The 16043-nt window shown below is 70.5% G+C and carries 4 protein-coding genes (1 of these 4 only partly in view); 2 read left to right on the plus strand and 2 right to left on the minus strand.

Annotation, left to right across the window (positions count from 1 at the left end; genetic code table 11):
* Positions 1–12601 carry the 3' end of a carbohydrate-binding protein gene (locus FHX52_RS12160; RefSeq protein WP_141822374.1) on the plus strand. It extends 20801 nt beyond the left edge of the window, so only the last 12601 of its 33402 coding nucleotides appear in the window; its start codon lies beyond the left edge, outside the window; its stop codon occupies positions 12599–12601.
* Between the two features lie 398 nt (positions 12602–12999).
* Here the strand turns inward: FHX52_RS12160 and FHX52_RS12165 are convergent, their stop codons facing one another.
* Positions 13000–13368: an antitoxin gene (locus FHX52_RS12165; RefSeq protein ID WP_141822376.1), complete on the minus strand. Its 369-nt coding sequence runs from the start codon at positions 13366–13368 to the stop codon at positions 13000–13002.
* A 268-nt stretch (positions 13369–13636) separates the two neighbouring features.
* On the opposite strand from FHX52_RS12165, the gene FHX52_RS12170 reads away from it, so the two are divergent.
* Positions 13637–14389 carry an SDR family NAD(P)-dependent oxidoreductase gene (locus FHX52_RS12170; protein ID WP_141822378.1) on the plus strand — a complete coding sequence of 251 codons (753 nt, stop codon included), beginning with the start codon at positions 13637–13639 and terminating at the stop codon, positions 14387–14389.
* 100 nt (positions 14390–14489) lie between these two features.
* Here the strand turns inward: FHX52_RS12170 and FHX52_RS12175 are convergent, their stop codons facing one another.
* Positions 14490–15632, minus strand: a complete 1143-nt coding sequence (locus tag FHX52_RS12175; RefSeq protein ID WP_246069944.1) for a GNAT family N-acetyltransferase — start codon at positions 15630–15632, stop codon at positions 14490–14492.
* Between the last annotated feature and the right edge of the window lie 411 nt (positions 15633–16043).

Genomic DNA, 16043 nt, shown 5'->3' on the forward strand with positions numbered 1-16043 from the left:
CTACATCCCCGGCGAGAGCTCAGCCCGCCCGTCCGTCTACTGCGGCACGACGACGACGAGCGCCTGCGCCAACCGCCCCGGCTACGTCTCGGTGCTCCACCCGGTAGCCAACGGCGCCCAGGACCCACTCGAGACCACCCGCCTCACCCCGTACCTCGACACCCACTTCCTCTCCTACCTCGGAGTCGTCGAGCGGATCAACTACGACAACGCCGTCAACGGCCGCTTCGCGGTGCTGGGCCACGGCGGCAACGACCACTTCGCCGTCGACGACACCGTCGCCGTCGCGACGCTCGACGGCGGCGCCGGCAACGACAGCTTCCAGATCGGGCAGGTCTACGGCATGCGCCGCGACGACGCCCACAGCGGCCTCTCGCCCCCTGACTACTTCGGCACGATCGCCACGACCCGCGGCTACCTCTCGATGGGCTCGAGCGCCCCGATCGTCGCGCAGGGTGGCAGCGGCGAGGACAGCTTCACCGTCTACAGCAACCACGCGGCCCTGCGGCTCGAGGGCAACGACGGCAACGACCTCTTCGCCGTCCAGGCCTTCGCCCTCGCCAAGACCCGCGCCGACGGCTCGATCATCATGGGCCCGCTCTTCACCGGCGCCGTCACGATCAACAGCGCGACCAGCACGATCACCCGCACCGGCGGCGGCAGCTTCATCTCCGACGGCTTCGCCGTCGGCCAGACGCTCGTCGTCAAGGGCGCCGGAGCCCTCAACGACAACACGGCGACCACGGCATACGTCATCTCCGCCGTCACGGCCAGCACGATCACCCTGGCCCGCACGCTGACGACCGTGCCGCCACTGCGCACCGCGGGCACCTTCAGCGCCGTCTCGCTGAGCAGCGGACCGCTGGCCCGGTCGGGCCTCATCGTCGCCGCCGGCGCCACCGCCGGCACGAGCACCATCACCCGCAGCAGCGGCAGCTTCCTCACCGACGGCTTCCTCGTCGGCCAGACGATCGCGCTCGCCGGCACCGGCTCGAGCAACGACAACCTCGCGGGCGTCCCCTACGTCGTCACGGCCGTCACGGCGCTCACCCTCACCGTCTCATCGGTGCTCACTCCGGGCACGTATGCCGACGCCACCGTCAGCGGCGTCCTGCCGAGTCCCAAGTTCACCACCCTCTCGTCCACGACGGACCAGAGCGGAGTCTCGGTGATCGTCGGACCCGCCGCGGGCACAAGCACGATCTCTCGCGCCGACGGCGGCAGCTTCCTCGCCGATGGCTTCAAGGTCGGCCAGGCCGTCACCCTCTCCGGAGCGGGCGCCAACGACAACGTCCCGAGCGCCCCCTACCTCATCACCGGTGTCACGGCGCTCACCCTCACCGTGTCGTCGACGCTCACGCCAGGGACGTTTGCCGGCGCCACCGTCAGCCTTGTCGCCTCCGGGTTCTCGACTGCGGCGCAGACCGACATCCGCACCGGCAACGGCAACAACCAGGTGCAGTACAACATCAACGCGCCGGTCTCGGTCGACGGGGGCACGGGCTTCAACAAGCTCGTCGTCCTCGGCACGGAGTTCGCCGACCACATCGTCGTCACCGCCGCCGCGATCTACGGCGCAGGCATCCAGGTGAGCTTCCGCAACATCCAGGTCGTCGAGGTCGACGCGCTCCAAGGCGACGACACGATCGACGTGCTCTCGACCGCTCCCGGTGTCGCCACCCGAGTGCTCGGCGGCCTCGGCAGCGACGTCATCAACGTCGCGGGCGACGTCGTCGGCGACGTCGTCAGCCGCGACCCGAACGGGTCGAGCTCGACGATCAACCACCTCGTCCTCAGCTCCGACGCCGACTACAACAACATCATCGCCGCCGGCCTCAACGTCTCGGTCGCCCGGCCGTCGCAGGGCGTCGTGCTCATCAGCGAGTCGGGCGGCCTCAGCTCGGTGCGCCGCCAGGACAACGGGACGGCGATCGGCACGATCGACAGCTACGGCGTGCGCCTTGCCAAGGCGCCGACCTCCGACGTGTGGATCACCGTCTCAGCCGCGGCGAGCCCGCGCGAGCAGCGACCGTACGACGCGCTGCACCCGTTCGACCAGGGCAACCCCTTCGGCGACACCGTCTACGTCTGCACGACCTCCGCCGCCGTGTGCGCGACCGCCGCCGGCTACTTCCACACCGTCTACGACGAGCTCGGTGTCGCCCACCTCGTGCCCAACCGCGCGATCGTGCTCCACTTCGACTCGCTGAACTGGCAGACGACCCAGACGGTCTGGTTCGCCGCCGCCAACGACACGCTGCCGCAGGGCACGATCGTCATGGCCATCAGCCACACCGTCATCAGCGCCGACCCCGTCTTCGCCGGAGCCGTCGTGCGCAACGTCGAGGTCACCGTCATCGACAACCTCACGCCGGACGTCGTCGTCACCCAGCTCGACAACGGCGCGCCTGACACGAACACGACCGTCATCAAGGGCACGCCCACGACGCGCCTCACCGACACCTTCACCGTGCAGCCGTCGAGCCAGCCGAACGGCACCGTCACCTACGTCCTGACGCCGTCCGACGCGCGCATCGTCCTCTCCAGCAGCGACGCCCGCTTCTCGCTCGGTTCGGTCGTCGGCGGCGTGCAGACCTACCGGGTGAGGATCTGCGTCGTCTGCGCCGCAGGCGTCCCGGACTGGACCGTGCCGGTGCTCATCACCGTGACGGCCGTCGACAACTTCCTCGTGCAGGACCCGCACCACACGATGGTGGCGATCACCGTCGACGGCTCGGTGTCCGGCCGTGACGCCGCCTACGACCAGGTCACCGGCTCGCTCGACGTGCTCGTCCTCGACGACAACTCGCCCGGCGTCTACGTCAAGCAGAGCGGTGGCACGACCGTCGTCAGCCTGCCCGACGGCACGACGGCCGGAATCACTGACACGTATGCCATCCGGCTGCTCAAGGCGCCCAAGGCCGCCGTCTCGATCGGCATCGTCACCGACGGCCAGACCTCGATCGTCACCGACCCGACCTGCGGCTCCGGCATCCTCGGCAAGGTGTGCCTCACCGCCGTGGGCCGACTCGCCGCCAAGGAGCTCTTCCGCGGCAACGTCACGATCTCCGGGGCCACGATCACCCGCGCGACGGGCTCCGAGCTCGGCAGCTTCCTCGCCGACGGCTTCCGCGTGGGTCAGAAGCTGCTCGTCACGGGAGCCGGCGCCTCGAGCAACACGATCGCGACGGCATACACGATCACCGGCGTGACGGCCGCGGCGATCACGCTGTCGGCGGCGCTGCCGGCCGGCGGCACCTTCACCGGCGCGAGCCTCCAGCGGGTCGCCCCTGCGGGCCTGTTCACCGGCGCCGTCACGTGGGACGCGGCGGCCAAGGTGCTGACGCGCAGCGACGGCGTGAGCTGGCTCGACAACGGCTTCCTCGAGGGCCAGCTCGTCCAGTTCGCCGGAGTGAGCGGCACCTTCAAGATCCAGTCGATCTTCGGCACCAACCTCGAGAAGATATCGTTCACCGTGGCGCCCACGCTGGCGAGCGGCACCGTGACCATGACGCAGTACGCCGCCGTCGCGACCTTCGACGCGACGAACTGGTGGGTGCCGATCACCGTCACCGTCGCGGCCGACGCCGCCTATGTGCTGCCGGCCGGGCGCGGCGACCTCATCGTCTTCCCGAAGCAGCCGCACCTGCTCTCCGACATCCGCGGCCCGCTCCAGGTCGACGGTGGCACCGGCGGCCTGAAGCGTGGCCTCACCTCGGCTGTCATCGCACCCGACGAGATCAACACACCGCCGTTCGGCATCGGCCAGCAGCCGTCCGAGGCGCGGCAGGTCGACGTGCTCAACATCTTCAACGACGGCAGCCACGAGAACCTCACCGGCGAGCTGACGAGCACCGCCCTCACCGGCTTCGGCATGGGGCCGGCGGTCACCTTCCCGGGCACGACGGCCTTCGGTGAGCCGAACGCCTTCCCCGGCGGCATCAGCTACGGCACGATCCACGCCGACCCGGTGACCGGCGCGTTCACGACGGAGGGCTCGGTCTCGACCATCGAGTCGCTCAACATCCTGCTCGGCGAGGGCAACGACACCCTGACGATCCGCAGCACGCTCGTCCCGGGCCCCGACACTGCCGAGGACGACAAGCTGGCGACCGGCATACCGGCGCTGCACGGTGGCCTGACGACCGTCCACGGCGGCGGCAACCAGCTGCTCGCCGTCACCGGCACCTTCACGGTGACCACGGTCGGCGGCATCGGCCGGGTCACGCGCACCGATGGTGTCGCGTGGACGACCGCCGGCTTCGCGGTCGGCAACCGCGTCAACCTGCCGGGTTATGCCGTGGGCGCCTTCACGGTCACCGGATTCGCCGACGGTGGCGCGACCCTGCTGCTGAGCGGACCGGCGGGCGGGCCGGCCCTGCCGACGACGACGTGGACCGACGTCACCGTGTCGGTCTACGACCCGAAGTCGCCCGAGACCGGCTACGCCCGGGTCGGCGGCGACCACATCATCGTGCTCGGCGGCGCGGGCCCCGACTCGCCTCTCGTCATCTTCGGCGACACCTCGCAGGACGGCATCTGGTTCAGTGGAGACCCGACGGCCCAGACCGGCCACCTCTTCGGCCCGAAGCCGACGATCGAGCCGGTCGGCAACGCGCCGAACTACGTCTTCCCCGTCGCGGCGCCGTTCGCCCACGCCGGCAACGACTTCATCGACGCCGGTGCGCTCTTCGCCTCCGTGCCGAGCGCCCAGCTGCCGACGATCGGCCTGACGATCTACGGCGGTGCCGGCCAGGACACGATCATCGGCAGCCAGGCCGGCGACATCCTCGCGGGCGGCTCCGGCGACGACCTCATCCTCGGCCAGCGCGGACGAGACCTCATCTACGGCGACTCCGGCATCAACGTCGACGTCATCACCCGGGTCCTCAGCGTCGTCACGGCCAACGCGAGCTCGCTCCAGACGGCCGACTCGCTCTTCGCCGGCCACGACGTCCTCATCGGTGAAGGCTTCGGCTCCGCGCCGAGCACGGCCGCCGGCCAGGCCGACAACGCCGACGTCATCTTCGGCGACCACGGGCAGGTCGTGCAGGACGTGCAGGACGCGCGCACGTGGCGCCTCGACGAGGCGACCGGCACGTTCGTGCCCGACGACGGGGTGCGCCTCCAGCGCCTCCAGACAACGCTCGTGCTCATGCACCTCGCCGTCGTCCAGCCGCAGAACGGCGTCAGCGACACCATCGAGGGCGACCTCGGCAACGACCTGCTCTTCGGCGGTGGCGGCAGCGACACGATCTGGGGCAACGCCGGCAACGACCTCGTCTTCGGCGACCACGGCCAGGTCGACTGCACGCAGGTGCAGGCCGACGCTGGCACGACCGGCTGCCGCATCGAGCCCGCGGGCCTCCCGTTCGACGTCGCCCTCAACAACCACCTCTTCACGTGGACCTCGATCTACACCGGCCCGACCGCGAACTGGGGCAACGACCTCGTCACCGGCGACGCCGGCAACGACATCCTGATCGGCGGCGCCGGCTCCGACCGGATGACCGGCGGGGCGGGCGACGACGACCTCATCGGCGGCAACACCGGGGCGCCCCTCTCCTCCGCGACGGGGACCACGAACTTCGGGCTGCCGGTGCCGGGCGCGGCGGGCTCGGGTGGCGCCGGCGGCTACAACGCCGGGGTCGACTTCAGCGCCGGCGGTGTGGGCTACGGCGACGTCTACGGCGGCACCGGTGGCACGGACGGGCCGCACAGCGCGTGCGTCGGCGTCGGCGCCTGCACCTACGGCGACTACCTCGACGGCGGCGCCGGCAACGACGTCATCGCCGGCGACAACGCGACGATCCTGCGCACCGGAACGACGCTCAGCCCACGCTTCCGGCTCCTGTCGGGCACGACGATCCTCTCCACCGTCGACGGCTCCGCCCAGACGACCGGCACGAACTACGACGGCACGTCGACGCCGTGCGAGTGGCTCGACCGCACCGGCTCCGCGGCCACCGCGGCACCGAGCTGCACGGCATACGGCTTCCAGCAGGACCCGCGCGGCGCGGCGGTCCGCTTCGTCACCCTCCACGACCAGAGCAACACGGCTAACCCGGCGACCTTCTCCGACTCGAGCCTCGCGGGCGGTGCTGGCGACGACGTGCTCTTCGGCCAGCTCGGCAACGACTGGATCCAGGGCGACGCCTCGTTGATCGACGACCAGGGACGCGTCACCGTCGACGTGCAGACGCGCGACACGGTGAACGACCCGCGGGCGTCGGTGGAGGACCAGGCCGGGCCCGGCACCGACGGCGCCGACTACGTCGAGGGCAACGGCGGCAACGACGTCATCTACGGCGGCCTCGGCCAGGACGACCTCGTCGGCGGCAGCTCGACGATGTTCGGGCTCGTGAGCCGCGACCAGCGGCCCGACGGCACCGACTCGATCTACGGCGGCGCCGGCACCCGCGTCGGCATCAACGACCTCGGCGACCTGTCGGCGACCGGTCACGCCCATGACGCCGACGCCATCCTCGGCGACAACGGCAACCTCTACCGCCTCGTGGGTGCGCGCGGCAGCGTGACGACCGACGCCAACGGCAGGACCAAGGCGGCGCTCGCGTTCCTCGCCTTCAACTACGACAACTACTCCACCGTCGAGCGCATCGTGCCGCGGGCGTGGACCCTGCTCGACTACACGTACCGCACCGCCGCGGCCACCGACATCGGCGGCGCGGACCTCGTCCACGGCGAGAGCGGTGACGACCTCGTCCTCGGCCAGGTCGGCAACGACGTGCTCTTCGGCGACGGCCAGCACGACACCGTCATCGGCAACACGGGCAACGACCGCATGTACGGCGGCACCGGTGACGACGCGATCATCGGCGACGACGGCTACTACCAGACGAGCCGCAACGGCCTCACCGAGCCGCTCTGGGACGTCACGGTCGCGCACGCCACCAACGTGCTCGAGGCGATCCCCGGACCGTTCACGCAGGCCCTCACCTACCCCGTGGGCGAGCTGTTCCATGAGGCGCGGCTCTTCGTCTACCCGAGCGCGAACGCGACGGCCAAGGGCTATGCCGACATCATCTACGGCGGCCTCGGCAACGACTGGATCCACGGCAACGAGGGCGACGACGCGATCTCCGGGGCCGAGGCGCTGCCGTTCTTCTACAGCGACCTCCAGCAGTCGATGATCCTCTCTCGCTGGGGCATCAACCCGGCCGACCCCCTGCGCTACGACCCGGCGACGACGATGTTCGCCGACTACAACGCCGACGACCCGTGGTCGAAGATCTTCGACTGCACCGACGGCACGCGCGACATCGGTCTCACCGGCACCTGCGCGGCCGGCCAGAAGGTCGACTTCTTCCTCAACTTCACGCCGTTCGTCCTCGACGCGGCCGGTCAGCCGATGCGTGACGCCTCGGGTGGCTTCCTCAAGAGCGACGACGGCTGCGACATCATCTACGGCGACGTCGGCAACGACTGGCTCGTCGGCGGCACCGACACCAACTGGCTCTTCGGCGGCTTCGGTGACGACCTGCTCCAGTCCTCGCCCTACCTCGAGGTCGACGGCGGCACGAACCGCCGGCCCGTGCCGGAGCGGTGGTCGGCCCCGACCTTCGCCTACGGCGGAGCCGGCCGCGACGTCCTCATCGCCGGCACCGGCCGCGCCCGGATGTACGACTGGGGCGGCGAGTTCAACAGCTTCGTCGTGCCCTTCGCCCCGTTCGGTGCACCGGTCGTCAACCGCTCCTTCAGCCCGTGGATCCAGGACTTCATCCGGGCCCTGTCGGTCGCAGGCGGCATGGACATGACCTTCGCGCCGGCGACCCCGCTCGACGAGCTCTCGCTCTCGACGCCGAAGGACTCGTTCTGGAAGGACCAGCACGGCGGCCCGCGCGACCCCCAGCCCGGCAACGTCGGCGGCGTGCAGATCGACTACCGCGGCCTCGTCGACCTCGGCGCCGACTGCCCGTGCCACCCGGGGATCGTCATCGGGGTGAACGGTGCGGTCAACGCCGCCAACCCGCTGACGCCGACGAGCATCGAGGACGCCGACGTGCCGCCCGGCCGCCTGCTCACGCCCGGTGGCGCGCTCGCCCTCACCTATCTCGTCACGAACCCGGGCACGACCGCCCTGCAGGTGCTCTCGATCACCGACGACAACGCGACGGCGAGCACCGCCGACGACTTCCACCCGACCTACGTGTCGGGTGACACGAACGGCAACCAGCTGCTCGACCCGGGTGAGGTCTGGCTCTACACCGCGGTCGGTGTCGCGGGCGCCCCGCAGACCGCCCTCCCGGGCGACCACCAGCACGTCGTCACGGTTCAGGGATACGACCCGGTCGCGAGCACCCTTGTCACAGCGGCCGATCCGACGAATTACACGACGAGCCCACGACTCGTCTCGATCGGCAAGGACCTCAACGCCGTCAACCTCCTCAACCCCTCGGTTACCGAACAGGCCGACACGACGGCGACCGCGCCGCGCCTCGCCGCGGGCTCGCCGGTGCGCTGGACCTACCGCCTCACGACGACCTCCCTGACGCCGGTCACCGTCGTGTCCGTCATCGACGACAACGGCACCCCGGGCATCGCGGGCGACGACTGGGCGCCGCTACCGCTGACGACCGTCTTCGCCGGGTCGACCTTCAACGTCGGCGACACGAACTACGACGGCCTGCTCGGTGTCGGCGAGACGTGGCTCTACACCTCCGCCGGGGTGGCCAGTCCGCCGACGACCGCCCAGGTCGGCTGGTTCACGAACACCGTGCGCCTCACCGCGCGAAGTGCAGACGGCAGTGTCTACAGCGACAGCAACCAGGCCCTCTACCTCGGCACGACCGGCCTCGGTCTCGTCAAGGCCGTCAACGCCGTCGACCCGCTGCACCCGACCGCTGCCGAGGACGCGAACACCACCGGGCCCACCGTGGCCGTCGGGTCGACGGTCCGCTTCACCTACGTCGTGTCCAACACGAGCGCCGGCCCGATGACCGTCACTGGCCTCGTCGACGACAACGCGACGCCGGGCACCACGGCCGACGACGTGCGACTGGGCGCCGGCATCACCCTGGTGCTCGGCACGTCTGGCTTCAACGTCGGCGACACGAACGCGAACGGCGTGCTCGACCCCGGTGAGGGCTGGCTCTACGCGTGGAGCCGGGTCGCGGGCCAGCAGGGCGACTTCACCAACACCGCAGTGGTGACCGCGGTCAACGCCGCCGGCCTCACGGTCACGAACACCGACCTCGCCCACTACTCGGTGGCCGGCGGGAAGGTCGAGATCCAGACCGCCGTCAACGCCGTCGTGCCGCTGTCACCGACCGGCGCCGAGGACGCCGACACCCCGCCGGGTGCTCTCCTCGCCGTGGGCGCAAGCGCCACCTTCACCTACCGCGTCATCAACACCGGCTACGTGCCGCTCAAGGTCACGTCGATCAGTGACAGCAACGGCTTCAGCCCCAAGGCAGTCACGGTGACCGTCGGCGGCGTCGCCTACAACACCGGCGACACGAACACCAACGGCCTGCTCGACCTCACCGAGGTGTGGCTCTACACCTCGGCCGGAGTCCGCACCATCACGGCCGCAGCCGGCCTCTACACGTCGATCTCGACCGTCACCGCGCAGGCGTGCCTCGCAGGGGCCGCGAGCTGCGGGGGCGCGGCCCTCAACAGCCAGGACCCGACGTACTTCACGGCATACACCTTCGGGATCACCGTCAAGAAGGCCGTCAACGCGGCCAAGCCGCTCGCGCCGACGGCGGCCGAGGACGCCAACGACCCGACCAACCCGCTCTACGTGAAGAACGGCACCTCGGTGGTCTTCACCTACCTCGTGACCCGCACGACGAACGTGAAGATCCCGGCCTCGGCCATCGTCCTCATCGACGACAACGGCACGCCGCTCGACCCCACCGACGACTTCCGCCCCGTCTACGTCAGCGGTGACGGCAACGGCAGCGGCACGCTCGACGGCTCGGAGGTCTGGCTCTACACCTCCGCCGGGCTCGGGGCGCGCCTCGCCACCGAGGGCGCCCACGTCAACGTCGCCACGGTCACGGCCAAGGTCGGCAACGTCACCTACGGCTCCACCGACGTCGCGTGGTACCGCGGCTTCGACCTCGGCGTCGTCATGAAGAAGGCGACCAACGCCGTCGACCCGCTGCACCCGACCGTCCTCGAGGAGGGCGACGACACCGCGCACCAGCTCTACCTCGAGATCGGCACGCCCGTCGTCTGGACCTACCGCCTGACGAACCCCGGCACGGCAGGCGTCCAGGTCACCGCCTTCGTCGACGACCGCGGCACTGCGAGCACTGCAGACGACTTCACGCCGCTGCCGGTCCTCACCGCGGGCACGTCCTTCAACATCGGCGACATCAACCGCAACGGCCTGCTCGACCCGGGTGAGACGTGGCTCTACACCTCGGCCGGCGTCGCCAAGGCGGTCTACACCGCCGTCGCCGGGCAGTTCACCTCCGCGGCACAGGTGACGGTCCGCGAACCCCGCTCGGGCGCGATGGCCACCTCGAGCGACCCGAGCCTGCACTACGGCGCGCTCAACAAGATCGTCATCACCAAGGCCGTCAACGCCAAGGACCCGTTGCGCCCGACGCGCTACGAGGACGCCAACAGCGCTCTCGGTCCGGTGCTGCTTGCCGGCTCGACCGTCGTGTGGACCTACCTCGTGAGCAACCCGGGGACGACTCCGATCGACGTCATCGGCGTGCAGGACGACAACGGCACCGGCTCAGCCGACCAGGGCTTCGTCGTCGACCCCGTCGACGCGGGCGACGGCCACGTCGTCGGCGACACGAACAAGAACGGCCTGCTCGACCCGGGTGAGACGTGGCTCTTCCGGGCCACCGGCACCGTGCCGCTCGGCGCCTACCTCAACACGGCCAAGGTCACCGGCGTCGTCGTCGGCGAGCCCGTGCCCGAGGAGGTGACCGCGACCGACGCCGCCAACCTCTTCGGCACCCGTGGCGGCATCGAGGTGCAGAAGTTCCTCCGGGGCATCCGCTCCACCGACCCCGCGACGCCGGTCCTCGTGGCCGCCGGCAGCACCGCCCGCTGGACGTATGCCGTCCGCAACACCGAGGCGACCCCGCTCGCGAACGTCGTGCTCGTCGACGACAACGGCACCCCAGCGACCTCCGCCGACGACCTCACCCCGACGCCCGTGCTGGCGACCGGCACGGCATACAACGTCGGTGACACGAACCGCGACGGTCTGCTCGACCCGACGGAGACGTGGCTCTACGAGCTGTCGCGCACGATGGTCTACGGCCCGTTCGTCAACGTCGTGCGCGTGCGCGGTGACCTGACGACGAGCACCGGCACGGTCACGGTCTACGACGACGACCTGCACTACTCCCTCGGCGTGACGCCGCAGATCACGGTCGTCAAGGCGGTCAACGCGTTCGACCCGTTCCGGCCGACTCCCGTCGAGGATGCCAACACCCAGCCGGCCAAGGAGCTGCTCGTCGGCTCGACGGCGACGTGGACCTACGTCGTGCGCAACACCGGAAACGTCGCCGTCGTCATGTCGACGATCCGCGACGACAACGGCACGCCGACCAACACGGCTGACGACTTCACGCCGGTCTACGTCAGCGGCGACACCAACGCCAACGGTCTGCTCGACATCGGCGAGGCCTGGCTCTACTCCGCGACGACGGTCGTGCGCAGCGGCAGCTACCTCAACACCGCGCGGGCGACGGTGAACGAGCCGGTCACCGTCCAGACGGCCAGCGCGAGCGACGTCGCGGGCTACTACGGCAACGGCTACGCCGAGGGTCTGACGCCCGGCTACTGGAAGAACCACACCGGCAGCTGGCCGACGTGGAGCGACGGCACGCAGGTGTGGCGCACTGACCAGCTCGTGGGCTCCATCTTCACCGCGGCGCCGGAGCCGAACCGCAGCATGACCCTCTTCCAGGCCCTCAACGAGGGTGGCGGCAACGTCGACGCCCTGTTGCGCCACGCGATCTCGGCGCTGCTCTCGACCGGGAGCCAGTTCATCTCCTACCCCGTGAGCGCCCGCTGGATCGTCGACCAGGTCAACGCCGTGCTCGCGAGCGGCGACCCGACGCGGATCGAGAACCTCAAGAACCAGCTCGCGGCGTGGAACCAGCTCGAGGCCAACCTCACGTCGCCCAACGTCGCGCAGACGCTGACCGCGGCCACGACCTCGTCGACGTCGACCTCGACGCTGACGGTCACGGCCGCGACGGTGAGCACCGTGGCGGCGACGGCGGCGGCCCAGTGGATCGCCGCCGGGGCGCCGAGCGACCTGCTCTCACGCGTGAGCTTCGTGGTCGCCGACCTGCCGGCCGGAGTCCTCGCGCAGGCTGTCGGCAGCGTCATCTACATCGATCGCGATGCAGCCGGATTCGGTTGGTACACATCGACTTCCGGCTCGCTCTTCACGACGACCAACTCGTCGGGTGACCTCGTGGCGGCATCGGGCTCGCTCGCCGCCGGGCGCATGGACCTGCTGACCGTCCTGCTGCACGAGCTGGGCCACATGCTCGGGCTGACCAACAACGACGCTGCCGGCCCCGGCCGAGTCATGGTCGGCTCCTTGCCAGCAGGAGTGCGCCGCACCATCCCCACCGGCTACCTCCTGCCCTAGAAGAAGCCGAGAGCCCGTCGCCCAAGCCAATCGAAAGAGCACTTCGTCGGGATGCCCGGGCTCCCGGGCAATCGAGAGAGCACTTCGTCGGCCTCCCCGTTCCCGACTGCGTGGCGGGATGCCGACGAAGTGCTCTTTCGATTGGGGCGGTATGCCGCGGGGTGGCTGGGCGGCACAGACCCTCCTGGGTGCGCGGCGGGATCCGCCCCTGCCCAATCGAGAGAGCACTTCGTCGGGCATGCCCGGGCTCACCGGGCAATCGAGAGAGCAGTTCGTCGGCCTGAGCGTTCCCGGCTGCGCGGCGGGATGCCGACGAAGTGCTCCTTCGATTGGGCAGGCAGAGAGGCCGTATGCCGCTGGGTGGGACAGCGGCATACGGCCTCTGGGGGGTGCCGGCCTCAGCTGGGGGAGCCGGCGGGGGTGTCCTCGTCGAACGCGGAATGACGGTCGTCGGGCACGGTGGACGAAGGCTGGGTGGGAGTGGCCTTCGGGCCGGCGTTCTTCTCGACGAGCTTGTCAATGCCCTTGTCGACCGAGGCACGAACCTTGGTCACGGTCTCGGCGTGCTTGCCGCCGCTGGTCTGGACGAGCTTGGCCTCGGCCTTGTTGAGCGCGTCGTCGACCTTGGGCCGGTTCTCCTGGGCGAGTCCCGCCACGAGGGTCACGGCTTCCTTGAGGACGTCGGCGACCGCGTCACCGAAGTCCTTCGCCTTGTCCTGCAGGTGGACCTCGTCCGCCTTGTGCTTGAGCTGCTCACCGAAAGCCACGGTGTCTCCTTCATGCCTGGCACAACCGATCGTCGTGCTCGCTGCCTCCAGAGTCGTACCCTCCGGGCCCTTTTCGCTACCGGGGTCGACCCGGATTCGACCCGGATTCGACCCCTGAGTCCCCGGTACGTCCCTGGAGCCCCGACACCGGTGTCTCGTGCGTCACACGGGCCCCGTTGTGACCGGCAGAACTGCGTCGCCGATACGACCGGGCCACGATGGAGAGAAGACGACCCAGGGAGCCCCGAACCGAATCGAAGTGATCAGCATGAACAGGCTGGATGGACGCGTGGCCCTCGTGACGGGTGCGGCGAGCGGCATCGGCAAGGCGACCGCACGGCGGCTGACCGAGGAGGGGGCGGCGGTCCTGCTGACCGACGTCAACGAGGCTGCCGGCGCGGCCGCAGTCGCCGAGCTGCGCGAGGGTGGCGCCCGCGCGGAGTTCCTGCGGCACGACGTCGCGAGCGAGAGCGACTGGGAGGCCGCCTGCGCCAAGGCGAAGGAGCTCTTCGGCGGCCTCGACGTGCTCGTCAACAACGCCGGCATGGGTGACCTCGCGGCGATCGAGGACACGACCCTCGCCGACTGGGAGCGCACGATCGCCATCGACCAGACCGGGGTCTTCCTCGGCATGAAGGTGGCGGCGCCGCTCCTCAAGGCGTCCGGTCACGGCGCGGTCATCAACATCAGCTCGATCTTCGGCACGAGTGGGGGATTCGGCACCTCGCCGGCCTACCACGCGGCCAAGGGAGCCGTTCGTACGCTGACGAAGAACGTCGCGCTGCACTGGGCCGCTGAGGGCGTCCGGGTCAATTCGATCCACCCCGGCTTCATCGACACGCCCATCCTCGACGGGGCGCGCGGGACGCCCTTCGAGCAGATGATGATTGACCTGACGCCGATGGGTCGCCTCGGCCGGCCCGAGGAGATCGCGGCCGGCGTCGCCTACCTCGCGAGCGACGACGCGGCCTTCGTCACCGGCCTCGAGCTCTACATCGACGGCGGCTACATCTCCCGCTGACACCCGTCCGCCCCACACCCGCTCAGGGTCGATGTACCAGCGCGGTCCAGAGCCCTCGCGGATACATCGACCCGGTGTTTGGGGGTGGGGGGAGCGGTGGTCAGGGGAGCAGCTCCCAGTGGAGGCCGTCGCCCCACGAGCCGTCGGCGACCTCGTCGACGGCGTGCTCGCGGCCGAACTCCCTGAAGCCGCAGCCCCGCAGCACGCCGTTGCTCGCGGCGTTGTCGGCCGCGGTCTCGGCGACGAGCCGGCGCAGACCGAGCCCGCCCTCGGCGACGGGGCGCAGGCCGTGGGCGACCGCGAGGCGCGCCGCCGCCGACGCGACGCCGCGCCCACGCGCGCTCGGGAAGAGCTGGTAGCCGAGCTCGGCGACGTCGCCGATCGGCCCCTGCCGGCTGAAGAGCACCACGCCGCCGAGCGCCCGGTCGGTCTGCGCGTCGGCGACGCACCACTCGACGGCGGAGCCCTCCGCCATCCGTTCCTCGCGCTGCTGGCGCCAGGTGGCGAACGTCTCGCGCCGCAGCACCGAACGCCCCGGCATCCAGTGGGCCGGGTCGTCGTCGCGCGGCTCGATCGCGTCGATGTCGGAGGCCCGCCACGGGCGCAGCCGTATGCCGTCCGCCTCGGTCACCGGGGCGGCATACCAGGGCGTGCCCGCCCGGAGTGTGTCACCGGCCGCGACGCTGCCGGTCCACGTGTCGAGGGCGGCGGGGCCACCGTCGGGGTCGGGGTGGCTCTCGGGGATCGTGCCGTGCATCGTGAAGCCGCAGGCCCACGCGGTGCGGCGCGAGCCCCAGTTGCCGGCGACGGCGCGCCAGTGGATGCGGGTGAGGGGTGCTCCCCACCCGCCGGTGTCGAAGCCGTAGCGGCAGACGAGGCGCACGGCGCGTGCCATGACCCCGTGGCCGCGTGCATCGGGGTGCAGGCCGAAGCCGAGCTCGCCGACGGTGACGGACGCGCCGGGGCGAAGGTCGATCGTGCCGGCGAAGCGGCGCTGGGCGGTGCCGTCGACCCACTCGATGGCCCAGGAGCGCTTGCCTCCGGGCTCCCGCCACGCAGCGGCGTTCTGCTCGATGAAGCTCAGGGCGTGGTCGCTCGTGTAGCCACGGGGGACGGTCGTCCAGCGCAGGCTGTCCGGGTCGAGGCTCTGCGTGACGATCGCGTCGGCGTCGAGCGGGGTGTGCGCGCGCAGGGTCACGATGCCGTCGCTCAGTTCGGGGGCCGGTCCGGTCTCGATGCTCACCGTCACCACCTTGGCAGGCGCCCCTGCCGGCCCGCCACCGGGTTGCGCCCCACATCGCGGGCCACCGTCGTGGAGGGGTCCGAGGAGTGCGTCCTGTACGACGCCCCGACGAGGCGCCGACGACGCCCCGGGGTGTTGGGGACATGAAAGGCCGGGAGCCATCCCCTGCTGACTCCCGGCCTCATGTGGACCGCATCCCCTCCACAGGCTGCGAGCCGTTCCCTACGGTAGCCGAACTTTCCGGCGAGCATGCGTACGTTGCGCAATGATGGGGAGAGCGCAACGCAAGCAGGGGTGCGACGTCACGTCACAGGGGCGGGGGGTCGCCGAAAGGGGTGACAGTGCGCAGTCCCAGGGGTGTCGACGACGCAGAGCCAGAGGCGAGCAGCAGTCGACGGGCGACGCGCAGCC

This window comes from Humibacillus xanthopallidus, assembly GCF_006717145.1.
Classification (GTDB): domain Bacteria; phylum Actinomycetota; class Actinomycetes; order Actinomycetales; family Dermatophilaceae; genus Humibacillus; species Humibacillus xanthopallidus.